The following is a 23,692-nucleotide window of genomic DNA, read 5'->3' as shown; positions in this document are numbered from 1 at the left end:
GTTCAGCAGCAGCAGGTGGAGGAGCAGGTCGAGGAGGAGCAGCCGATGCTGCCGTTGGAGGCGCCGAGCTCGGGCAGGGCACGCGCGTCGGCGATGTCCAGGACCGAGAGCTCCTCCAGCTGGAAGTCGAGCTCGTCCATCTCCAGGATGTCGTTGTTCATGAGAACTCCTTGTTCTGCGGTTTTTCCTTGTCACCGGCGGGAATTCCGCCGGAGTATTCGGTGCCCGGCCGCCGCGTGTTCGGCAGCGCGTGCCAGGCGAGCCCGCCGAGGACCGCCATTTTCTCGGTCTCCTCGTAGCCGGCCGTCGTGACGACCATGAATTGCGTCTGCACGGAATCCGGTGCGTGCGGCAGTCCGTGGACGACGAATTCCAGGAGCAGTCGCGCAGAATCCGGTTCACCCAGGCGGCCGGCGAGGTCGGCGAGAGCCTTCGCCAGCCGGTTCCCCGGGTTCCACACCCCGTGCCGTGCCCGGCGCGACGCGTAGCGGGTGCCCCGCCGCCAGGGCGTGGCGGTGCCGTCGGCGTGGCGGTCGCGGTAGAGCAGGTGGACGTCGTGGACGGTCGGTTCGGGGCTGTAGAAGCGCCAGTCGGGGATGAGGACGCGGTAGCGGTCCAGGCGGCGCTGCCAGGTGCCCGGGCTGCGGGGGTGCTGGGCCGCCAGCGTCAGGGCGAGCCAGCCCGTCAGCCCCGCCGCGGTCATCGCCCGCAGGACCGTGGTGCCGCGGCTCGCCGCCGTCGTGGCCTTCTCCCCCGTCCCCCGGTTCCGCGCACAGCGGCGGACGGCGTGGTGGGCGGCGAAGAAGGCCGGGGAGAAACGGTTCAGCCCCATGCCCGCCGCCGTACCGAGGTGGAAGGCCTTCGCCGTGGCCAGCAGCGTCCGGGTGACCGGGCGTGGCGTCACCAGGGCAAGTGGGAAGGCGAGTTCGGCAGCGATCACGCCCCGGGCGAACCAGGTGGTGGCCCGCGGATGGCGGACGGCCCACCGGTGCGCGCCGCGGTGCCCGAAGGACCGCGTGCGCAGCACGCCGGGCAGCGCACGCCCCTCGCGCCAGGTCGCCGACGCCGCCTTGGCCGCGCCCGCGGAGGCGTACGCCAGCGCGCACTGCCCCGCGATGAAGCGCAGGACCCAGCGGTCGATCCCGGGGTCGCCCCGCCCCGCCCGGGCCAGGGTCAGCGCGGTCATCAGCAGCATCTGCAACTGGTCGGCGCCGTCCCGGCCGTGTGGCTGAGCCCGCTGCAGCAGGGCGTCGGAGACGGCCAGGTAGCCGCTGCACACGGCGCCGGAGGCGGGCCGGCACCGGCCGGAGGCGAGGGCGCCCGCCGCCGCGAGGCGGGAGCCGTGCACGAGCAGGCCGACCGTCCGGCTCGCCGGCAGGGTGTGCGGCGCGCCCCTGCGCGACCGTGCGGCGTCACAGAGGAATTCGGCGGAACTCAGACACAGTCCGAGAGCCGCGGTGAATTCGACGCGCCGCAATGCCGAGGCATCGCTGTCCCCTTTCTCCGTCCCCCCGGAAAGAAATTCCAGGAAAGGAAGGAGACGCTCCTTCACTTGACCGGTCATGCCCTTGCTGCCCACTACACCTCCCCCGTGGCGGCTGCGATGTCGAGAAGCATGCCGGGGAGCGGAGAGTTTCCGCCATGGGGCCGGACACAAAGAACCTTGTGACCCTTCACCAGGCACTTGGGGGAACCGTTCGGCGGTGTGGGTCAGCCGGTGGCCGGGATGCCGCCGAGGGTGCGGACGGGGGGCGTGGTCGAGGGGGGGCGGGCCGGGCGGGTCGCCGACGGCCCGCAGGAAGTGGCTGCGGTCGTACGTGTGCCGCTGTGCGGTGGCCGCGGACAGGAGGCCCGCCATCCGGTTGACCACGGCTTCTCGGCGGGGCCGGGTCCACGACGGTCAGCGCGAGTGTCACGTTCAGGCGGGGGTAGCGCGGCTCCAGGGCGACGGCGACGGCGACGGCGACGGCGACGGCGACGGCACGTGGTGTTGCGCGGATGGGTGACGTGCACGGTCGCGGACCGGACGTGCCCACGCGGGAGCGGGCGACGCGCACGAGGAACCCGGGCGCAGGACCGTCATGGTCCGGCGGGTCCGCGGCGCTGGCCCGCCGGCGCCGCCGGGCAGGGCCTGCCCCGTCCGGCCGCCGCCTGGGGGTGGTCGGCGCAACGGGCTACGCCGCGCGCCACGCGGCGTCCCAGGCGCCGGCGCGCCTGGGCCTCGCGGCCGTGCGCCCCGCCCGGACGTGCGGACGCGTCGCCCGGCGCGGCGGCGTTCACCAGTCCGGGTCGTACCCCTCGTCGTCCCAACCGGCCTCGCGATCGTCGTCGAGGAGATCGTTGATCTCGTCCTCGGAGAGTTCGTCAGGTTCCAGTTCCATGAGTCGCATGATGCCCGCGGTGGCCCGCCCCGTCATCCCGGGGCGACGGCCGGAAGTCGGCGGACCCACCCGTTCGAGGGACAGCGCGGCCGGCGTCCGGGGAGCCCGGGGCGGCGGGGCAGGCTGTCACCGCCGCCGCGGCCGGGGCCTCGCGGCGGCCGCGTCCCGCGAAAGTGCCTGGTCCCGGCCCCGGCGACCGGCGCCGGGCCGGGCACAGGGAGGTGCGGGGGTCGGCCCGCCCCGGTCAGTCGCCCTGCCGGAACAGCCCCGGCATCCGGTTGGCGGTGTCGCGCCCCAGCGGACCGGGGGCTCTCCATGGCACCGCGGTCCTGGACGGCGCCGAGGCCACCCGGGCGGTGGTCGACGCGCGGCTGCGCGAGCACGCGTACGCGCACTTCGCCTGTCACGCCGTCACCGACGCGCACCGGTCCTCGCCGGGCCGGCTCGTCCTGCACGGCCCGGCGGAGGAACGGCCCACCGTCCGCGACCGGTCCCGGCTGCGGCTCCCGGAAGCGCGCCCGGCCTACCTGTCCGCCTGCGACACCCTGCGCACCAGCCGAACCTCGCCGACGAGTCCGTACACCTCGTCAGCGCCCTTCAGCTGGCCGCGCTTCCCGCACGCCACCGGTTCGCTGTGGCACGTCGACGACGTGGTGGGTGCCCGTATCGCCCGGGGCGTGGACGAGACGCTCCGCACCCGGGACGGGGCGCTCGACGTGAGCCGTACGGCGTGGGCCCCGCGGTGCGGTGCGCGGCGTCAGGGCGGACTACCCCGCGACGCCCAGCCTCCGGGCCCGCCGCGTCCACGCGGGGCCCTGAGGGTGCGGAACGAGCGGCGGCTGCCCCGGCGGGGCGAACCGATAGCATCGCGCGCGGCATTGTTCACGGGGCGGCGAGGGGATGCGCGAGGGTGACGGGCACAGTGCGGCTGAGGGTTCCGGTCGGCGCGGACGCCGGGCGGTGGGTCACCCGCGCGGCCTGTCGCCGTGTCCTCCTCGTCGTGCACAACGTCACGTCCGCCACCCGGCTGTTGGACGTGCTCCCGCTGTTCGACGACGACCTGCGGGTGCAGCTGTTCGTCACGTGCACGGGCTCGTCCCCCTTCCTGGCCGGCGTGCCCGAGCTGCTGGCGGCGACAGGACTGCCGGTCCTGCCCTGGGAGCAGGCGAAGGAGACGACCTTCGACTTGGCGGTCTCGGCGAGCTACGGTGGAGAACTCGACCTGCTTCAGGGGAAGTTGGTCGTACTGTCCCATGGCGTTGGCTACAATAAAAGGCTCGCGACACCGGACACCGGACACCGGACACCGGACACCGGACACCGGACACCGGACACCGGACACCGGACACCGGACACCGGACACCGGACACCGGATCCGGTCTTCGGCCTGTCGCCCGACTGGCTCCTGCGGGACGGGCGCCCTCTCGCGGCCGCCACGGTCCTCTCGCACCCGGAACAGCTCGACCGCCTCGTCGCCGGGTGTCCCGAAGCGGCGCCCACGGCCGTACTGGCCGGTGACCCCTGCTACGACCGCGTCCTCGAAGCACTCCCCCGGCGCGAACGCTTCCGGCGCGCCCTCGGTGTGACGCCGGGCCAGCGGCTGGTCGTGGTGAGCTCGACATGGTCGCCGCGGTCCCTCTTCGGCGACGGGGAACCCGGCGGCCACGACCTGCTGCCCTGGCTGCTGCCCCGCCTCGCGGCCGAGCTGCCCGCCGACGAGTACCGCGCGGTGGCCGTCCTGCACCCCAACATCTGGCACGGCCACGGCCCCGGCCGCATCCGCGCCTGGCTGGACCGCGCCCGACGCGCCGGTCTCACCCTGATATCCCCGCTCGAAGGCTGGCGGCAGGCGCTGATAGCGGCGGACTGCGTCCTGGGCGACCACAGCAGCGTCACCTATTACGCCGCGTCCATCGGCACGCCCGTTCTCCTCGGCGCCTTCCCCGAAGCCGACCTCGACCCGCACTCGCCCGTCGCAGCCCTCGGCCGGGCGGCGCCGAGACTGCGGCCGTCCGGCAGCCTGCGCACCCAGATCGACCGCGCCGTCAGGACCCACGACCCAGCCCGTTACGCCGCGCTGGCCGCCCAGACGAGTTCGTCGCCGGGCCAGTCGGCCGCGCTGCTGCGCCGCCTGTTCTACGACCTCATCGGCATCCCGGAACCGGGCGACCGGCCGGCCCTCCTGGACCGGCTGCCGCTGCCGGCGTACGAGCCCGCCGAACGCACCGCGCCTGTGCGCGTGCTGACCCGGCTGCTCAGCGCCGACCCGCCGGAGATCGCCGTCACCCGCTACACCGACGCCGATCACGAGCCGGAGGACGCCGACGCGGACGCCGCCCACACGGCCGTGCACGAGGACACCCGCGACCCCGGCCGCCTCGCCGTCGCCGACGTGATCGTGCGCTACGCGGCCGGGGACGACCCGAGGGTCGGGCCTCCCGGCACCTGGACCTCGGAGGTCCTGGCCCGCCACCGCCACTGCGCCCTCGCCGCCTACGTGGACGGGCCGGACCGCTGCGCCGTACGGACCCGGGAGGGCGACCTGGTGCGCCTGACGGCGGGCCCGGACGGGGACGGCAGGGCCGACCTGTGCGACCCGGCCGCCTACGCGTCGGCGCTCCACGCCTGGCTCGGCGGCGGCAAGTCCCTCGACGAGGCGGCGCCGGGAATCGTCGTACTCACGGGCGGAGTCCGGCACCACGTGGCCGTGCGGAGGATGGGCTAGGGGGCGTCCGCGAAGTCCCGCCTGACCCGGGGCTCCCCCAGCTACCGCTGGGAGGTGCCCCCAGCACGCGCGCTCCCTGCGTTGTCGGGAGCGCCCCAATACGCCCGGTACGAGGACACCCCTCCGCCTCGCGAGCTCCCCCCGCTACCGCTGGGAGGTGCCCCAGCACCAGGCGCCCCGGGCCACGCCCTACGGGCGCACGGCGCTGCTTCGCGGACACGACCTAAGGGGCGTCCGATGGGTCGGTGCCAGTCCCGCGGTGTCCGATGCTGGGGCACCTCCCAGCGGTAGCCGGGGAGGGTTCACAGGGCGGAGCGTCCGCCTCGGACCGGGCGTCCTCGGCTGCTGCGACAACGCGGCGAGGTGCCGTGCCCGGGGGCGCCTCCCCCGGCGGTAGCCGGGGGAGGCGCAGGGCCCGTGCCGACCCATCGGACACCCCCTAACCGGCGGCCCCCGGCTACCGGTCGCCCCCCTCGCCCAGCTCCGTCAGACGGGCCCGGACCCGGGCCAGGGACTCGTGGTCACCGGCCGTGTCGTACAGGCCCTCCGCCGTCCGCAGGGCGGCGGCCTCCTCGGCGGGCTCGGCCAGGTCCCGGGCGCAGCGGGCCCGCAGTTCGGCGGCGTCGGCGAGCTGGAGTGCGGCTCCTTCGTCGCCCATGGTGGAGACGGCCCTGTCGAGGCAGACCCGGGCGAGCCGCGGCTCGCCGGCGTCCAGGTGCGTCTCGCCCAGGCTCATGTACACGCGTCCCTCGTTGTAGAGGTCGGGCACGTCGAGGGCTCGGAAGCGCGCGAGGGCGTCGAGGAGCCGGCGCGTGGCGTCGGCGAGGAGCCCCTGGCCGCGCAGGGCGCGGCCGATGTGGTGCTCCAGGATCGCCAGGGCCCGCGGCACGTCCTCCCACCCGTCCTCACCCGGGCGGACACGTGCCAGGATCCGCTGGGCCTCGGTGAAGCGTTCCTCCGCCTCCGCGTACCGCCACTGGCGCAGGCGCAGCAGTCCGAGGACCTCGACGGCGGTCGCCCGGCCGCGGTGGTGCCCCGCCCGTTCGTCCGTGACGGCGGCGGCGGCCAGGGCTTCCTCGGCCTCGTCGAGGCGGCCGAGCCCCATGTGGGCGAAGGCGAGCTGGACCAGCATCCTGCCCTCCGCCCGCGGGTCGCCGAACTGCTCGGCGCAGCGGCGCGCGGCGTCGGCTCCCAGCAGGTGGCTCTCCACCCACTGTTCGTGGAAGCCGAGGCGCAGGTGCAGGCCCCACATGGCCTCGCAGAGCTGCCATACGAGTTCGTCGAAGCCGTGGTGCGCGGCGGCGCGGACCGCCGCGGCGAGGTTCTCCCGCTCGTGGCGCAGTGCGGCGAGGGCGGCGCGGCCGTCCTCGGGGCCGCGCTCCGCCGGCGGGGCCAGTCGCAGGTAGGCGGGGCCCAGGTGCCAGCGTGCCGGAACGACGCGGAGGTCGGCGGCCGCGGCGAAGCCCAGGTACCAGCCGGCCACCCGGCGTACGGAGGCCGCGACGGCCGTATGGCCGTCCTCCGCTTCGGCGCGCTCCCTGGCGTGCAGGCGCACGAGGTCGTGGAAGCGGTACCGTTCCTCGCCGACCTCCTCGATGAGGTGGACCTCCGCCAGTTCCTCCAGGGACGCCCGCGCCTCGTCCTCGCCGATGCCGGCGGCCTTCGCCGCGACGGCCACGGTGACGCTGGGCCAGGCCCACGCCCCCGCCATCCGGTACAGCAGTGCGCTGCGGGGGCTCAGTTCCGCGTACGTGACGTCGTTGACCCGTCGTACCGGGTCCGCCGGGTCGCCGCCGTTCACCGCGGGTGCCTCCTCGTCCGGACCGTACTCCGCCGCGGACAGCCGCCGGTCCACGGCGTCGAAGGTGAGGTGCTCCCGTACGGCGACACTGGCGCCCGCGGCGCACAGCGCGAGGGGAATGCCGCCGCATCGTGCCGCCACCGCCCGGGCGCCGGCCTCCCTGCCGGCCATCCGGCCACGGCCGACGATGCGGCCCAGCAAACGCACCGAGTCGGCCGGCGAGAGCGGCGGCAGCACGATGTGGCGGGCCCCGGTGCCGGCCACGAGCCCGTCGAGCCGGCGCCGGCTGGTGACGATGACCAGAGCGCCGGCGGCAGCGGGCAGCAGCGGTCTGACCTGGGACGCGGAGGCGGCGTCGTCCAGGACGACGACCATGCGCCGGTCCGCCGTGCAGTCCCGGTACAGCTCCTCCCGTAGCCGCTCGTCGGCCGGCATCCTGCGGGGCGCGACCCCGAGGCGGTCCAGGAAGCGGGCGAGCACCTCGGACGGCGCCAGCGCCGTCGACACCGCGGCGCCCGCCAGGTTCACGTGCAACTGGCCGTCGGGGAAACGTTCTTCGAGAGCGTGGGCGCAGTGCACGGCGGTGGCGCTCTTGCCGATGCCGCCCGGGCCGACGAGGACGACGACGGCGGGCGAGCCTGCGGGCCGCTCCTCCTCGTCGAGCATCTGCTGGATCTCTTCGAGTACGGCGTCGCGGTCGGTGAAGGCGGCGGTCACGGGCGGCAGCATGCGGGGGCGCGAGGCGCCCTGGGCGACGGCGGGTACGACACGGGGTGCCAGCCATTCGCTCTCGCGCGCCCACCGCATGACGTCCCGCGCGAACTCGGGCGAACGGCGGGCGCAGTCCGCCAGCCTGTCGGCCAGCACGCGCCGCTCCTCCTCGGTGACGGGCAGGCTGGGCGAGCCGCCCTGGTCACCGGAGTCACCAGGGTCACCGGAGTCGCCACGGTCACCAGGGTCACCGGGGGAACGGTCCTCGCCGCTGCCGCCCCCGTCACGCTGCGCCCGCCGCAAGAGGCCGAACAGCGCCTCGGAACTCCGCCGCCCCATCTCCCCGCCGGCCCCGGACAGGGCCCCCGAGGTGACAGTCCCCATGGCCGAAACCACCGCCGTCACGAACGGATCCACTACCCACCCCTGAAGTCGTAGTCCCGGCAACGATATCGGGGAGATCGCCGGTGGAAGGGCCGGTTGGCGGCGGAGGCGAAGAACGGGACTACGGCCGACGGCCTTCCCGGAAGGTGATGGCCCGTGCCGTTCCGAGAGAGCCGTCCGTGTCCCTCACGGACGTCGTGACCTCTCGGTCGCCCACCAGCTCCTTCACGGCAGTCGGCCCTGGTTGCAGGCGTCCGCGTTCGAAGAGCACGAGGGTGACACGCATGTCGGGGGGCACCGCGCGTTCTTCGTACTGGGCGTAGGTGACGGCATCACAACCCGAGTACCAGCCCATCTCCGGTTCGTAGCCGGAAACGACGAGGCAGGGCCGGTCCGAGGTCAGGCTCCGCGCCACGGGAACGGTGGACTCGGACAGCCGGCTGGGCCCCCGCATCGCCCCGTGGCCGACCACTTGCGCGGTGACCAGGACGGACAGCGACGCGAGAACGCCGACAGCGGTCAGCGTCTGGGCGGACCAACGGCCGGACCGCTCCGCCAGGTTCTGCACGCCGAGCACGGTCAGGAGCACGACGGGGACGTACACGAACCGCGGTTCGCCATGGGAGGTGCATCCCAGGACGACGAACATGAAGAGGGCGGTGAGACCGAGGAAGACCCGTCTGCGGTCTTCGCTTCTCTCGATCGTTGAGGGCCCGGCTGAGCGGACGCGCCGCACAGCGGCGACCAGCGCGAGAATCCCGGCGACCATGACGACGGCGCCGAGGTCACCGGCGAGGCGGTAGGGAAACGTGGCGGCGTAGTACAGCAGCCCGTCGCCGAAGAACGCGCGGTTGGCCTGGGAGGTGGCCCGCGTCATCACGCCCAGGGGCGAACCCGTCGCGCGCACCGCGTGGACGAGGTGGGGAACCAGCCCGAGTGCGACGAGCAGGACGGCCCAGAGCAGTCGGCGCCACTGCGCCGCCCAGGCCCGGGGCCCGTACGCCACGAGGGCCGCCAGGAAAACGGCCAGCAGGTTTCCCACGACGCCGTACCGGAAGTAGAAGGCCGGAACGATGACGAAGGGGAGCCCCAGCACGGCCCGGGAACGAGGCTTCTCCTGGGCGAGGGCGACGAGGAACACCACCATCAGCAGGAGGCCCGTACTGCCGATGTCGTTCAGGAACTCGGGCACGCGGCGAAGGAACCCGAGCCCGCCGAGCAGGAGCAGCGTCACCACGACCGCCCGTCTCGGGGTCGTCCAGCGGGCGGCGACGACATAGGTGACGGTCAGGGTGAAGAGGACCACGCACAGGGCCACGACCCGGAGCGTGCCGACGCTGTTGTGCACGGTCAGGGCGACGTACCCCAGAGCCGGCAGCCCGACGGGCCGGTAGAGGCCCCACCCGGCGTCCGGCGTCCCCTCCAGCCACGAGCGGGCCTTGTTCGCATAGACCGCCTCTTCATGGCCGAAGTGCGGCTCGTGTTCCTGAAGGGAGGCCCACACGAAGGCGGTGAGGACGAGGACACCGAGGACGCACACCCCGACGGGAACGCGCCGGATGACCTCGGCGCCTTTCAGGAGCGGCGCCGGGCAGGCGACCGTCGCCCCGCTCCGGAGGGCGATGAGGAAGGAGGGAACCGCCAGGAGCAGACAGGGCCACGGCTGCCACCCCGGTAACCACCCGCCGAAGCCGGCGATGATGAGGAGTTGCTGCGCCACGGCCGCCGTCACCGACACCACCGCGACGACAAGGGCCCAACGACGCACGTACGGCGACGACTTCAGCATGAGCAGACCTTCCCCCGAGAAAGCGGTGGGAAGCCCCTCAAGCCTTCACTCGCGCGACTCCCCTTCCCGTCGCACAGGCTGATCCATTTCCCCTCCACCAGCGGCGCGATTGATCACCTTGGCCAGTTCACAGCCTGGAATGGCCCATTTCGGCAGCAAAAAGGGGCACTTCTACTCAAGGGGACGTCAAGAGCCGGGACCATCCGTCACCGTCCCAGGCGGAAAACACCACCGCCCCGGTCGGCGAGATGCCGACCGGGGCGGAGTGGTCGCGGTGAGTGGGCGGGGGCGTCGGCCCCCGCCGCGCGGGGCGTCAGCCCAGGATCGCGAGAGCCTCGTTGAGGGTGGCCGACGGGCGCATGACGGCCGCCGCCTTGGTCACGTCGGGCTGGTAGTAGCCGCCGATGTCGGCCGGCGAGCCCTGCACCGCGATGAGCTCCTCGACGATCGCCTGCTCGTTCTCGGCCAGCGTCGCGGCGAGGGGGGCGAACGCCTTGGCGAGCTCGGCGTCGTCGGTCTGCTGCGCCAGCTCCTGGGCCCAGTACATGGCCAGGTAGAAGTGGCTGCCGCGGTTGTCGATGCCACCGAGGCGACGGCTGGGCGACTTGTCCTCGTTGAGGAACGTGGCGGTCGCGCGGTCGAGGGTGTCGGCGAGCACCTGGGCGCGGGCGTTGCCCGTGGTCTTCGCGTAGTGCTCGAAGGACGGCACCAGCGCGAAGAACTCGCCCAGCGAGTCCCAGCGCAGGTAGTTCTCCTTGACCAGCTGCTGGACGTGCTTGGGCGCGGAGCCGCCGGCGCCGGTCTCGAAGAGGCCGCCGCCGTTCATCAGCGGGACGACGGAGAGCATCTTGGCGCTCGTGCCGAGCTCGAGGATCGGGAAGAGGTCGGTCAGGTAGTCACGGAGGACGTTGCCGGTGACGGAGATGGTGTTCTCGCCGCGCCGGATGCGCTCGACCGACAGCTTCGTCGCCTCGACGGGGGCCAGGATGCGGATGTCCAGGCCCTCGGTGTCGTGCTCCGGCAGGTACGCCTTGACCTTCTCGATCAGCTGCGCGTCGTGGGCACGGGTCTCGTCCAGCCAGAAGACGGCCGGGGCGCCGGTGGCGCGGGCGCGGGTGACGGCCAGCTTGACCCAGTCCTTGATCGGCGCGTCCTTGGTCTGGCAGGCGCGGAAGATGTCGCCGGCCGAGACGGTCTGCTCGATGACGACGTCGCCGGCCTGGTCGACCAGGCGGACGGTGCCGGTGACCGGGATCTCGAAGGTCTTGTCGTGGCTGCCGTACTCCTCGGCCTTCTGCGCCATGAGGCCGACGTTCGGGACCGAGCCCATGGTGGACGGGTCGTAGGCGCCGTGGGCGCGGCAGTCGTCGATGACGGCCTGGTAGACGCCGGCGTAGCTGCTGTCCGGGAGGACGGCGAGGGTGTCGGCCTCCTGGCCGTCCGGGCCCCACATGTGGCCGGAGGTGCGGATCATGGCCGGCATGGAGGCGTCGACGATGACGTCGCTCGGGACGTGCAGGTTGGTGATGCCCTTGTCGGAGTCGACCATCGCCAGCGCCGGGCCCTCGGCGAGCTCGGCGTCGAAGGACGCCCTGATCTCCTCGCCCAGGTGGGGCAGGGTCTCCAGGCCCTTGAAGATGCCGCCGAGACCGTCGTTCGGGGTCAGGCCGGCGGCGATCAGCACCTCGCCGTACTTCGCGAACGTCTTCGGGAAGAAGGCGCGGACCACGTGGCCGAAGACGATCGGGTCGGAGACCTTCATCATCGTGGCCTTGAGGTGCACGGAGAACAGCACGCCCTCGGCCTTGGCGCGGGCGATCTGCGCGGTCAGGAACTCGCGCAGCGCGGCGACGCGCATGACGGACGCGTCCACGACCTCGCCGGCCTGGACGGGCACGGACTCGCGCAGGACGGTGGTGGAGCCGTCGTCGCCCACCAGCTCGATGCGCAGGCTGCCGGCCTCGGTGATGACGGCGGACTTCTCGGTGGAACGGAAGTCGTCGACGCCCATGGTGGCGACGTTCGTCTTCGAGTCGGCCGTCCACGCGCCCATGCGGTGCGGGTGCGTCTTGGCGTAGTTCTTGACCGACGCGGGGGCGCGGCGGTCGGAGTTGCCCTCGCGCAGGACCGGGTTGACGGCGCTGCCCTTGATCTTGTCGTAGCGGGCGCGGACCTCGCGCTCCTCGTCGGTGCGGGGGTCGTCCGGGTAGTCCGGCAGCGCGTAGCCCTGCTTCTGCAGCTCGGCGACGGCGGCCTTCAGCTGCGGGATCGAGGCCGAGATGTTGGGCAGCTTGATGATGTTGGCGCCGGGCGTCTTGGCCAGCTCGCCGAGCTCGGCGAGGGCGTCGGCGATGCGCTGGCCCTCCTCGAGGTACTCGGGGAAGCTGGCGATGATCCGGCCGGCCAGGGAGATGTCGCGGGTCTCCACGGCGACACCGGCCGCCCCGGCGTACGCCTTGACGACGGGCAGGAACGAGTGGGTCGCCAGCGCCGGCGCCTCGTCGGTGTGCGTATAGATGATGGTCGAATCAGTCACCGGGTGCTCCGCTCCACGTCTCCACGTCTGCAACATTGCTCGACATCAAGATATCTCGTGATCGGCCGGTGTTCGACAGGGGCCCGCCCCGGCGGGGCCGACGGCCGGCCGGGACGGGATCCGGCGGGGTCAGGAGACGGCGGCGACCGGTTCGGGGCTGCGGGGCGCGGGGACGGCCGTCCCGGTGGCGCCCAGCACGGGGTCGGGGCCGGGCAGCCCCGCCTCGTGGGCCCGGACCCCGGCGCGTACGGCCCAGAAGTAGAAGCCCAGGGACGACAGGGCGACCAGCGCGGTGTCCACGCCGCCGGGGATCACGCCGTGACCGCCGAACTCCGTGCTGCCGAGTGCGGACAGCAGGGCCATCCACATCAGGAACGCCACCATCCACCAGGCGGGCGCGAACTGCCGGCGCAGGCTCTTCTCGCCCCGGCGGCGCAGCACCACCGCGGCGACGGGCACGGAGACCAGCGTCAGCAGGGCGACCTTGCCGGTGTTGGGCCACTTCGACCAGTAGAGGGCGCAGGCGGCGAAGGCGAAGGTCAGGGGGCAGAGCACGGTGGCGGCGGGGAGGCGGAACGGCCGGGGCAGGTCCGGCTTGGTCCGGCGGAAGACGCCGACGGCGATGGGGCCCATGAGGTAGGAGACGACCATGGCGGCGGAGACGACGCTGGCCAGCGCCTCCCAGCTGTGCCCGATGGTCAGGAGCAGCAGCACGGAGAAGCCCAGGTTGAGCCACATGGCGGGGCGGGCGACGCCGTAGCGGGGGTGCACCTCGGCGATCTTCTTGGGGAAGAAGCCGGTCTCGGCGAGGTTCTGCGCCAGGTAGGCGGCGGAGGCGACGTTGCCGATGTTGGCGCCGTTCGGCGAGATGAAGGCGCCGAACTGGAGCATGGTGACGACCCAGTGCAGCATCAGCAGCTTGGCGAGGTCGGCGAAGGGCGAGGCGAAATCGATGCCGTTCCAGCCGCCGGCCTCGGTGAGCCGCTCCGGCGGTACGGCGCCGAGGAAGGCGACCTGGAGGGCGAGGTAGATGAGCAGGCCCAGGGACAGCGCGCCGACGAGGGCGCGCGGGATGGCGCGGCCGGGGTCCTTGGCGGCGCCGCCGAGGTTGACGACGGCCTGGAAGCCGTTGAAGGCGAAGACGACGCCGGAGGCGGAGACCGCGGTGAGGACGGCGGACCAGCCGTTCGGGGCGAAGCCGCCGTGGTCGGTGAAGTTGCCGGTGTGGAAGCCGGAGGCGATGAGCGCGGCGACGGCGAGGACCGGGATGGCGAACTTGACGAGGGTCAGCAGGTTGTTCGCCCGCGCCAGCAGGGCGACGGACCAGTAGCAGGCCAGCCACAGGGCGCACGTCAGGAAGAGGGCCGTCGCCAGGCCGGTGCCGCTGAGGCTGCCGTCGGTGACCAGTCCGCGGGCCCAGCCGAAGTTCCAGGAGGACATGTACTGGGTGCCCGCGATGGCCTCGATCGGGATCAGGGAGGCCGTGGCGATCCAGACGGCCCATCCTGTGACGAAGCCGAGGACCGGCCCGTGCGAGAGGGAGCCGAAGCGGGCCATGGCGCCCGGCAGCGGGTAGGCGGCCCCGGCCTCGGCGTACGACATGGCGATCATGCCGATGAAGACGGCGCCGATCACCCAGGCGACCAGGGAGGCGGGGCCGGCGACCCGGGCCGCCTGGCCGGCTCCGAAGAGCCAGCCGGAGCCGAAGATGGAACCCAGCCCGATCATGATCAGGGCGAAGAGGCTGAGGCCCTTCCGGTTGGCCGCGCCGACATCCACGATGTGCTTTCCGTTCTGCCTGGGAACTGGCTGGAAGCGTCTGTGCGCCTCGTCGGTCGCCCGGCTGCCGAGCCGGGACCGCCGGCTCGCGGCGTCGCACGGCGACACCCGTCTGCCGGGCCGAACGAAAATCAACCCCCGGGCCGGAGCCCGCCCCGCGTACCGGCCTCGCGTCACGAACGCAAGAGCGACGCGGGACATACTACGTCAACCAGCGGAAACGGCTCCAATCGCCGCCGTGGGCACACCGGGCGGCACCGGCTGTCCCCGGACGGCAATTTGATCACGAACGCCGGCCCTTCTCCCACCGCGTGGGGGTGGGCCGGGGGTGCGGCCGGCCGGGCAGCCGGTGTGCCCGCCCGGCCGCACGGCCCTCAGGAGGTGGCGCCGGGCAGTTCCCCCCTCACCTCGCGGGCGGCCGCGACCAGGTTCTCCAGCGAGGCCCGCACCTCGGGCCAGGCGCGGGTCTTCAGGCCGCAGTCGGGGTTGACCCACAGCCGTTCGGCCGGGATGGCCTTCAGGCCGGTGCGCAGGAGGGACGCGGCCTCCCGCGCATCGGGGACGCGTGGCGAGTGGATGTCGTAGACGCCGGGCCCGACCTCGCGCGGGTATCCGGCGCCGGCGAGCTCGCCGGCCACCTGCATGTGGGAGCGGGCGGCCTCCAGGCTGACGACGTCGGCGTCGAGGTCGTCGATGGCGGTGAGGATGTCGCCGAACTCGGCGTAGCACATGTGGGTGTGGATCTGGGTGTCCGGCCGGACGCCCGCGGTGGCCAGGCGGAACGCCTCGGTGGCCCAGGCCAGGTAGGCCGGGCGGTCGGCCTCCCGCAGCGGCAGCGTCTCGCGCAGGGCGGGCTCGTCGACCTGGATCACCGCGGTGCCGGCCGCCTCCAGGTCGTCCACCTCGTCGCGCAGGGCGAGGGCGACCTGGCGGGCGGTGTCGGCGAGCGGCTGGTCGTCGCGGACGAAGGACCAGGCGAGCATGGTGACGGGCCCGGTGAGCATGCCTTTGACGGGGCGCCGCGTGAGCGACTGGGCGTAGCGCGTCCAGCGGAGCGTCATCGGCTCGGGGCGGGAGACGTCCCCGGCGAGGATCGGCGGGCGGACGTAGCGGGTGCCGTAGGACTGGACCCAGCCGTGCTGGGTGGCGAGGTAGCCGGTGAGCTGCTCGGCGAAGTACTGGACCATGTCGTTGCGTTCGGGCTCGCCGTGCACCAGGACGTCGATGCCGGCCTTTTCCTGGAAGGCCACGACCTCGCGGATCTCGGCCTCGACGCGCTGCTCGTACGCGGCCTCGTCGAGGCGTCCGGCGCGCAGGCCGGCCCGCGCGGCGCGCAGTTCGCCGGTCTGCGGGAAGGAGCCGATGGTCGTGGTGGGCAGCGGCGGCAGTCCCAGGTGGGCGCGCTGGGCGGCGGTGCGCTCTGGGTAGGGCTGCGAGCGGCGTGCGTCGGCGGCGGTGACGGCGGCGGCCCGGGCGCGGACGGCCGGGTCGCGGGTGAGGGCCGAGCCGGCCCGGGAGGCCAGGTCGGCGCGGTTGGCGGCGAGTTCCGCGGCGATGGTGTCGGTGCCCTGGGCCAGTCCCCTGGCGAGGGTCACGACCTCGGTCGTCTTCTGGCGGGCGAAGGCGAGCCAGCGGGCGACCTGCGGGTCCAGGTCCCGCTCGGCGGTGGCGTCCAGCGGGACGTGCAGCAGCGAGCAGGAGGCGGCCACGTCGACGCGGTCGGCGAGGCCGAGGAGGGTGCCCAGGATCGACAGGGACTGCTCGAAGTCGTCGATCCACACGTTGCGGCCGTCGACCACGCCCGCGACCAGGCGTTTGCCCGGGAGTCCGCCGACGGCCGCGAGGGCGGCCAGGTTGGCGGCGGCCGCGCGGGTGAAGTCGAGGGCGAGGCCGTCGACGGGGGCCTTGGCCAGGACCGGCAGGGCCTCACCGAGGCGGTCGAAGTAGGAGGCGACGAGCAGCTTGGGCCGGTCGGTGAGGCGGCCCAGGTCGCGGTAGGCGCGGGCGGCGGCGTTCAGCTCCGCCGGGGTGCGGTCCTGGACCAGGGCGGGCTCGTCGAGCTGCACCCACTCCGCGCCGGCGGCCCGCAGGTCGGCCAGCACCTCGGCGTACACCGGCAGCAGCCGGTCGAGGAGGGTCAGCGGCTCGAAGCCCTCGGCCACGCCGGGCGCGGGCTTGGCCAGCAGGAGGTAGGTGACCGGTCCGACGAGGACGGGCCGGGCGGCCAGGCCCAGCGCGAGGGCTTCCCCGAGCTCGCCGACCTGCTTGGCGGAGTCGGCGGTGAAGACGGTGTCGGGGCCGAGTTCGGGGACCAGGTAATGGTAGTTGGTGTCGAACCACTTGGTCATCTCCAGGGGCGCCACCTCCTGGGTGCCCCGCGCCATCGCGAAGTAGCCGTCCAGGGCGTCGGCTTCGACGGCGGCGCGGTGCCGGGCGGGGACCGCGCCGACCATCACGCTGGTGTCCAGGACGTGGTCGTAGTACGAGAAGTCGCCGGTGGGCACCTCGTGGACGCCGGCCCCGGCGAGCTGCCGCCAGGTGGCGCGGCGCAGCCCGGCGGCGGTATCCCGGAGGGCGGCGGCGGTGACGGTGCCCTTCCAGTACCCCTCGACGGCCTTCTTCAGTTCACGGCCCTGGCCCTGCCGGGGGTAGCCGTACACGGTGGCACGGGCTGCCGCGGCTGCGGTCGTGCTGGTCAAGGAACTCTCCTTCGCGAGCTTCGTGTCCAGGAACCCGGAGGCCTGGCGGGGGCGCGAAGGGACGACGGTCCGGACGGGTACGGCACGACGCCGCGCTTCCCGCCTGGTGCTGTACGCCGACCCGCCCTCGAGGTCACCGGGAGACCGCGCGCGACCGGGTCGCGCACGGACAGCGGGCAGGTCTTCGGACTCGCGGGCACGCCTGGCGCACGCCGGCTCTCGGCCGACGGGCAGGCACCTAATGGCCGTCGCTTCCCAGGCCTGGCGGCCCAGTGCTCATGACGGCGGTCGTTCCCGCTCACCGCTGCGGGGCAGTCCCGGATTCCCACCGGGTTCCCTCTTGCGACGCGCCTGCCTGGCGGGCAGGGCGAACCAGCTGCACCGGCCACCCTAGGCGCTCGACACCGGGGAGGGACAGGGCTGTTCGCATTCCGGTCACGCGGCGCGCCCGCGCCCCCTGACCCGCACCGGGACGTGCGCCGGGGCGCGGAACGGTCCCTCACCGTCCCGCGCCCCGCTCCCCTGCGAGCCCGGGCCCCCTCGGGCCCGGCGACGGGCGGGGCCCCTCAGCCCCGGCCGTACGGCTGGATTCCGCTGCCGCCGCCTGCGCGTGCGCCATGCTCCGTCTCCCGGTGTCGCGCGGCGATCGCCCGCCGGACGTCCGGCACCCTGCGAACGTCCGCTGACCCCGCGACCTCCGCCAACCCGGCGAAGGAAGAGGGCACTTCCAGCGGACGCGCGCGGCGCGCCGTGCCGCTTCGCGGTGCCCGCCGGGTGGTCCCCGGTCGCACGACGACTCTGGCAGTGGCACCGCGTGCCATCAACCTTGGCCTTCTGTCAACTGTTGTGAATCTTCCGCGGGCGGCCTGCCAAGGCTGCGAACGCCGCTTCCACGGGACAGGGGTGGGCAGGGGTGTACTTACTAGGACGTCCAACTATATGTTCGTCAGCAAGGTCCGCGGTGCGGGGAAGCCGGTGTGAGTCCGGCACGGTCCCGCCACTGTGACCGGGGAGTGTGCCGCCGGCGACACGCCACCGACGAGCGGGATGTCGGGACGGCGGGCGGCGCGCGACGACCCGGAAGTCAGGATACCGGCCGCGGGTTCTTCCGTGTTGACCCACGAGGATGGAGCAGACACGCATGGCACCGGTCCGTACCCACGACCCTGGTGATCCGGCGGAGCACGCGCGGACGCCCTCGCGTCCCTGAGCCCCGGCGGCTCTTCGGCCTCCGCGTCCCACGGCCCGCCCCGCGGCCGCACCCCGGTGCCGCCGCCCGGCCGGCCGTGCCCGTCCCCGCTTCTCCTCCGACGAGAGCAGGCTTCCATGGTCCGTGAACTCACCCATTTCATCGGCGGCAGGCGCCAGGCCGGAACGTCGGGGCTCTTCGCCGACGTCCACGACCCCAACACCGGTTCCGTGCAGGCCAGGGTCCCCCTGGCCGGGCGCGACGAGACCGCTGCCGCGATCGCCGACGCCGCGGAGGCGCAGGTGGCGTGGGGCGAGTGGAACCCGCAGCGCCGCGCCCGGGTGCTGCTGCGGTTCCTCCAGCTGGTGGAGGGCGAACGGGACGCGCTGGCCCGGATGCTGTCCTCCGAGCACGGCAAGACCGTCGCCGACGCGCACGGCGACCTCCAGCGGGGCCTGGAGGTCGTGGAGTTCGCCGCCGGCATCCCGCACCTGCTCAAGGGTGAGTTCACCGACAACGCCGGCACCGGCATCGACGTCCACTCCCTGCGCGCCCCCCTCGGCGTCACCGCGGGGATCACCCCGTTCAACTTCCCCGCGATGATCCCGCTGTGGAAGGCGGCGCCCGCGATCGCCTGCGGGAACTCCTTCGTCCTCAAGCCGTCCGAGCGCGACCCGTCCGTACCGCTGCGGCTCGCGGAGCTCTTCCTGGAGGCGGGCCTGCCGCCGGGCGTGCTCAACGTCGTCAACGGTGGCAAGGAGGCCGTCGACACCCTGCTGGAGGACCCCCGGGTCCAGGCCGTCGGCTTCGTCGGCTCCACCCAGATCGCGGCGCACGTCTACGCCACCGCCGCCGCCCACGGCAAGCGCGCCCAGTGCTTCGGCGGCGCCAAGAACCACATGATCGTAATGCCGGACGCCGACCTCGACCAGGCCGTGGACGCCCTGATCGGCGCCGGCTACGGCTCGGCGGGCGAACGCTGCATGGCCATCTCGGTGGCCGTGCCCGTCGGCGAGGAGACCGCCGACGCGCTGGTCACCCGGCTCAAGGAGCGCATCGGCACCCTGCGGATCGGCCGCTCCGACGACCCGGACGCCGACTTCGGCCCCCTGGTGAGCCGCGACGCCCTCGACCGCGTGCACCGCTACGTCGGCATCGGCGCCACCGAGGGCGCCGAACTCGTGGTCGACGGACGCGGTTTCGTCCTGCCCGGCCACGAGAACGGGTTCTTCGCCGGCGCGACCCTCTTCGACCACGTCACGCCCGCCATGCGGATCTACCGCGAGGAGATCTTCGGGCCGGTGCTCAGCGTCGTCCGGGCCGCCGACTACGAGGAGGCCCTGCGGCTGCCGAGCGAGCACCCGTACGGCAACGGAGTGGCGATCTTCACCCGGGACGGGGACACCGCCCGGGACTTCACCCGCCGGGTGAACACCGGCATGGTCGGGGTCAACGTGCCCATCCCCGTGCCCGTGGCCTACCACACCTTCGGCGGCTGGAAGCGGTCCGGCTTCGGCGACCTCAACCAGCACGGCCCGGACGCCGTCCGCTTCTACACCCGCACCAAGACCGTCACCTCGCGCTGGCCCTCCGGGGCCAAGGAGGGCGCGAGCTTCACCATCCCGACGATGCGGTGACGGCGATGACGACCACGACCGCCCCGACGGCCGGCACCCTGCTGTCCGAGGACCAGCTCGCGATCGCCGAGACCACGCTGGACTTCGCCCGGGAGCACCTCGCCCCCCACGCCGTCGCCTGGGACCAGGACAAGCACTTCCCCGTCGACGTCCTGCGCAAGGGCGCGGACCTCGGCCTCGGCGGCGTCTACGTGCGCGAGGAGTCCGGCGGCTCCGGCCTGACCCGCGCCGACGGCGTCCTGATCTTCGAGAGCCTGGCCACCGGCTGCCCCTCCGTCGCCGGCTACTTCTCCATCCACAACATGGTCGCCTGGATGATCGACCACTACGGGGACGACGCCCAGCGCGCCCGCTGGCTGCCCGCCCTGTGCGCGATGGACGCGCTCGGCAGCTACTGCCTGACCGAGCCGGGCGCCGGCTCCGACGCCGCCGCCTTACGCAGCCGCGCCGTGCGCGACGGCGACGACTACGTCCTCACCGGCGTCAAGCAGTTCATCTCCGGCGCGGGCGCCTCCCAGGTCTACATCGTGATGGCCCGTACCGGCGAGGCCGGGCCGCGCGGCATCTCGGCCTTCGTCGTCGAACGTGACGACCCCGGCCTGTCCTTCGGGCCCGACGAACGGAAGATGGGCTGGAACGCCCAGCCCACCCGCCAGGTGATCCTCGACGGCGTCCGCATCCCGGCCGGGCGCCGGCTCGGCGCCGAGGGCGACGGCTTCCGCATCGCCATGAACGGGCTCAACGGCGGCCGCCTCGGCATCGCCGCCTGTTCCCTGGGCGGCGCCCAGAGCGCGCTCCACCGCAGCCTGGCGTACCTCGCGGACCGTGAGGCGTTCGGCGCGCCGCTGCTCGACGCCCAGGCGCTGCAGTTCACCCTGGCCGACATGGCGACCGAACTGGCGGCGGCCCGGGCGCTGGTCCAGCAGGCCGCGGACGCGCTGGACCGGGGCGCCCCGCAGGCCGCGCAGCTGTGCGCGATGGCCAAGCGGTTCGCCACCGACACCGGCTACGCGGTCGCCGACCGCGCCCTCCAGCTGCACGGCGGCTACGGGTACCTCAGTGAGTACGGCATCGAGAAGATCGTCCGCGATCTGAGGGTGCACCGGATCCTGGAAGGAACGAACGAGATCATGCGCCTCATCGTGGCCCGCGGACTGACGGGCTCCCTGCGATGACCCCGACCGACGACGAGAACGTGCTCCTGCGCACCGAGGGACGCGCGGGATACATCACCCTCAACCGGCCCAAGGCCCTCAACGCCCTGAACCACGCCATGGCCCTCCGCGTCGAGGAGGCCCTGACGGACTGGCAGAAGGACCCCGCCGTCGAGACCGTGGTCGTCACGGGCGCGGGCGAGCGCGGGCTGTGCGCCGGCGGGGACATCCGGTCCATCTACGAGGACGCGCGGGCCGGCGGGTCCGCCTCGGCGGACTTCTGGCGGGACGAGTACCGGCTCAACGCCCTGATCGCCCGCTACCCCAAGCCGTACGTCGCCGTCATGGACGGCATCGTGATGGGCGGCGGTGTCGGCGTCTCCGCCCACGGCAGCGTGCGGATCGTCACCGAACGCTCCCGCGTCGCCATGCCCGAGACCGGCATCGGCTTCGTCCCCGATGTCGGCGGCACCTACCTGCTGGGGCTCGCCCCCGGCGGGCTGGGCACCCACCTGGCGCTCACCGGCACGGCGGTGGGCGCGGCCGACGCCCTGCTGTGCGGCCTCGCGGACCACTACGTGCCCTCCGAGCTGCTGCCCGCCCTGACCGGCGACCTCGCGCACGCCCCGCTGCGCGACGTCCTCGCCCGCCACGTCCGCCAGGCACCGCCGGGCGAACTGGACGCCCACCGGGACTGGATCGACCACTGCTACGCGGCCGCGACGGTGGAGGCGATCGTGGACCGGCTGCTGGACAGCGGCGTCCCGGCGGCGAAGGACGCCGCCACCACGCTCCTCGCCAAGTCGCCCACCGCGCTGAAGGTCACCCTGGCCGCCCTGCGCCGGGCGCGGGACCTCGGGCCCCTGGAGCGGGTCCTGGAGCAGGAGTACCGCGTCTCCTGCGCGGCCCTCACCTCGCCGGACCTCGTCGAGGGCATCCGGGCACAGGTGATCGACAAGGACCGCTCCCCCAGCTGGTCCCCCGCCACGCTCGCCGAGGTCACCGACGCGGACGTGGCCCGGTTCTTCGCACCGCTCGGCGCGCGCGAGCTCCGCCTCGCCACGAGCGACCGTCCGCAGGAGGTGGCCTGGTGAGCGGCACCATAGGCTTCGTCGGGCTCGGCCACATGGGCGGCCCGATGGCCGTCAACCTCGTCAAGGCCGGGTACCGCGTCGTCGGCTACGACCTGGTGCCCGAGCTGCTCGCCGCGGCGGCGGACGCGGGCGTCGAGGCGGCCGCGTCGGCGGTGGAGGCGGTCGCCGGCGCGGACGCGGTCGTCACCATGCTGCCCGCCGGCCGGCACGTCCTCGCCCTCTACCGGGACGGGGGGCTCCTCGCCGCGGCGCGGCCCGGCACCTTGTTCGTCGACTGCTCCACCATCGACGTCGCCGACGCCCGGGCGGCCCACGAGGCCGCGCGGGCGGCCGGCCACCGGGCCCTCGACGCACCGGTCTCCGGCGGGGTCGTGGGGGCCGAGGCCGCCACGCTCACCTTCATGGCGGGCGGGGACGCGGACGCCTTCGCCCGGGCCGAACCCCTGCTGGCCGCCATGGGCAAGAAGGCCGTGCACTGCGGGGACGCCGGCGCGGGCCAGGCCGCCAAGATCTGCAACAACATGATCCTGGGCATCTCGATGATCGCGGTCAGTGAGGCGTTCGTCCTCGGCGAGAGCCTCGGCCTGAGCCACCAGGCCCTCTACGACGTGGCGTCCACCGCGTCCGGCCAGTGCTGGGCCCTCACCGTCAACTGCCCCGTGCCCGGCCCGGTGCCGGGCAGCCCCGCAGAGCGCGACTACCGGCCCGGATTCGCCGCCCCCCTGATGGCGAAGGACCTCGGGCTCGCGGCGAACGCGGCCCGCGCGGGCGGCGTGGACGCCGAACTGGGCCTGCGCGCCGCGCGGATGTACGCCGAGTTCGCCGAGGGCACCGGAGCCGGCCAGGACTTCTCCGGCATCGTACGGGCCGTCCGGCAGCGGTCCGGGCGGCCCACCGACCAGAACGGAACACCGGCATGACCGACACCACCGGCCAGGAGTACGAGACCATCCTCGTGGAGCGCAAGGGCCGCACCGCGCTCGTCACCCTCAACCGGCCCAAGGCCCTCAACGCCCTCAACCTCCAGGTCATGAACGAGGTCGTCGCCGCCACCGAGGCGCTCGACCGCGACCCGGACGTGGGCTGCGTCGTCCTCACCGGCTCAGAGAGGGCCTTCGCCGCCGGCGCCGACATCAAGGAGATGCGGCCGCGGAGCTACATGGACATGTACCTCAGCGACTGGTTCACCGCCTGGGACCGGCTGGGGCAGCTGCGGACGCCCACGGTCGCGGCCGTCTCCGGCTACGCGCTGGGCGGCGGCTGCGAGCTGGCGATGCTCTGCGACATCCTGCTCGCCGCCGACACCGCCGTGTTCGGCCAGCCGGAGATCAAGCTCGGCGTCATCCCGGGCATCGGCGGCTCCCAGCGGCTGACCCGCGCCGTCGGCAAGGCCAAGGCCATGGAGCTGTGCCTGACCGGCCGCACCATGGACGCCGCCGAGGCGGAGCGGGCCGGCCTGGTGTCGAGGATCGTGCCGGCGGCCGAGCTGCTCCCCGAGGCCCTCGCGGTCGCCGAGACCGTGGCCGGGATGTCCGCGCCGGTCGCGATGATGGCGAAGGAGGCCGTGAACCGCGCCTTCGAGACGACGCTGGCGGAGGGCGTGCGCTTCGAACGCCGGCTGTTCCACGCGGTGTTCGCGACGGCGGACCAGAAGGAGGGCATGTCGGCGTTCGTGGACAAGCGGCCGCCGGAGTTCACCCACGGGTAGGCGGACGGGGAGTGCCGGTGCCCGCGCCGGCGCTCCTCCTCCCCCCGGACGACGACGTGGCCCGCGCCGGAAGGCGCGGGCCACGTCGTTCGGCTACGGCCGGCG

At 73.6% G+C, this 23,692-nt stretch carries 14 protein-coding genes and 2 riboswitches; of the genes, 7 read left to right on the top strand and 7 right to left on the bottom strand.

What is annotated here, in order from left to right; all coding sequences use genetic code 11:
* Positions 1 to 2: 2 nt before the first annotated feature.
* Together CYQ11_RS26700 and CYQ11_RS26695 are read right to left on the bottom strand one after the other, a co-directional pair.
* On the bottom strand, positions 3 to 161 hold the full coding sequence (locus CYQ11_RS26700) for a thiazolylpeptide-type bacteriocin (protein WP_099198213.1): 159 nt from the start codon (positions 159 to 161) through the stop codon (positions 3 to 5).
* Positions 158 to 1,477, bottom strand: coding sequence for an HTTM domain-containing protein (locus CYQ11_RS26695; protein ID WP_099198212.1), 1,320 nt, complete (start codon positions 1,475 to 1,477; stop codon positions 158 to 160). Before CYQ11_RS26695 ends, CYQ11_RS26700 begins: the two co-directional genes overlap by 4 nt.
* A 1,188-nt stretch (positions 1,478 to 2,665) precedes the next feature.
* Here CYQ11_RS26695 and CYQ11_RS26690 point away from each other — a divergent pair.
* The gene (locus CYQ11_RS26690; protein ID WP_181143802.1) at positions 2,666 to 3,295 is read left to right on the top strand and encodes a CHAT domain-containing protein; all 630 of its coding nucleotides are present in this window, start codon (positions 2,666 to 2,668) and stop codon (positions 3,293 to 3,295) included.
* Positions 3,292 to 5,106 (top strand): hypothetical protein, encoded by a 1,815-nt coding sequence (locus CYQ11_RS26685; protein ID WP_104651098.1) that lies wholly within the window; start codon positions 3,292 to 3,294, stop codon positions 5,104 to 5,106. Before CYQ11_RS26690 ends, CYQ11_RS26685 begins: the two co-directional genes overlap by 4 nt.
* A gap of 457 nt (positions 5,107 to 5,563) precedes the next feature.
* Here CYQ11_RS26685 and CYQ11_RS26680 read toward each other — a convergent pair whose 3' ends face one another.
* The 5 genes from CYQ11_RS26680 to metE all read right to left on the bottom strand — a co-directional run bounded on the left by CYQ11_RS26680 (position 5,564) and on the right by metE (position 16,805).
* On the bottom strand, positions 5,564 to 8,002 hold the full coding sequence (locus tag CYQ11_RS26680) for a tetratricopeptide repeat protein (protein ID WP_240003237.1): 2,439 nt from the start codon (positions 8,000 to 8,002) through the stop codon (positions 5,564 to 5,566).
* 121 nt (positions 8,003 to 8,123) lie between these two features.
* Positions 8,124 to 9,791, bottom strand: a complete 1,668-nt coding sequence (locus CYQ11_RS26675; protein ID WP_099198210.1) for a glycosyltransferase — start codon at positions 9,789 to 9,791, stop codon at positions 8,124 to 8,126.
* A gap of 313 nt (positions 9,792 to 10,104) precedes the next feature.
* Entirely contained in the window at positions 10,105 to 12,327 is a 2,223-nt protein-coding gene (locus CYQ11_RS26670; RefSeq protein ID WP_099198209.1) for an NADP-dependent isocitrate dehydrogenase, read from the bottom strand.
* Positions 12,328 to 12,456: 129 nt separating this feature from the next.
* Positions 12,457 to 14,106, bottom strand: coding sequence for an APC family permease (locus tag CYQ11_RS26665; RefSeq protein ID WP_099198208.1), 1,650 nt, complete (start codon positions 14,104 to 14,106; stop codon positions 12,457 to 12,459).
* Positions 14,107 to 14,480: 374 nt separating this feature from the next.
* Positions 14,481 to 16,805 (bottom strand): 5-methyltetrahydropteroyltriglutamate--homocysteine S-methyltransferase, encoded by a 2,325-nt coding sequence (gene metE, locus CYQ11_RS26660; RefSeq protein ID WP_099198207.1) that lies wholly within the window; start codon positions 16,803 to 16,805, stop codon positions 14,481 to 14,483.
* A gap of 169 nt (positions 16,806 to 16,974) precedes the next feature.
* Positions 16,975 to 17,184: riboswitch (cobalamin riboswitch) on the bottom strand.
* Between the two features lie 563 nt (positions 17,185 to 17,747).
* Positions 17,748 to 17,920, top strand: a riboswitch (cobalamin riboswitch).
* A 211-nt stretch (positions 17,921 to 18,131) separates the two neighbouring features.
* Between metE and CYQ11_RS26655 the strand changes: the two genes are divergently transcribed.
* The 5 genes from CYQ11_RS26655 to CYQ11_RS26635 are packed head-to-tail and all read left to right on the top strand — an operon-like array spanning position 18,132 to position 23,587.
* The gene (locus CYQ11_RS26655) at positions 18,132 to 19,631 is read left to right on the top strand and encodes a CoA-acylating methylmalonate-semialdehyde dehydrogenase (RefSeq protein ID WP_099198206.1); all 1,500 of its coding nucleotides are present in this window, start codon (positions 18,132 to 18,134) and stop codon (positions 19,629 to 19,631) included.
* 5 nt (positions 19,632 to 19,636) lie between these two features.
* Complete coding sequence (locus tag CYQ11_RS26650; protein ID WP_099198388.1) at positions 19,637 to 20,806, top strand: acyl-CoA dehydrogenase family protein; 1,170 nt, start codon at positions 19,637 to 19,639, stop codon at positions 20,804 to 20,806.
* Entirely contained in the window at positions 20,803 to 21,879 is a 1,077-nt protein-coding gene (locus tag CYQ11_RS26645; RefSeq protein WP_099198205.1) for an enoyl-CoA hydratase/isomerase family protein, read from the top strand. The genes CYQ11_RS26650 and CYQ11_RS26645 overlap by 4 nt, the downstream gene beginning before the upstream one ends.
* On the top strand, positions 21,876 to 22,799 hold the full coding sequence (mmsB, locus tag CYQ11_RS26640) for a 3-hydroxyisobutyrate dehydrogenase (protein ID WP_099198204.1): 924 nt from the start codon (positions 21,876 to 21,878) through the stop codon (positions 22,797 to 22,799). Before CYQ11_RS26645 ends, mmsB begins: the two co-directional genes overlap by 4 nt.
* Positions 22,796 to 23,587 (top strand): enoyl-CoA hydratase, encoded by a 792-nt coding sequence (locus CYQ11_RS26635; RefSeq protein ID WP_099198203.1) that lies wholly within the window; start codon positions 22,796 to 22,798, stop codon positions 23,585 to 23,587. The genes mmsB and CYQ11_RS26635 overlap by 4 nt, the downstream gene beginning before the upstream one ends.
* Positions 23,588 to 23,692: the final 105 nt, after the last annotated feature.

This window comes from Streptomyces cinnamoneus (assembly GCF_002939475.1).
Lineage (GTDB): Bacteria > Actinomycetota > Actinomycetes > Streptomycetales > Streptomycetaceae > Streptomyces > Streptomyces cinnamoneus_A.
Note: the sequence above shows the minus strand (reverse complement) of the source record. Positions and strands in the feature narration are given on the sequence as shown.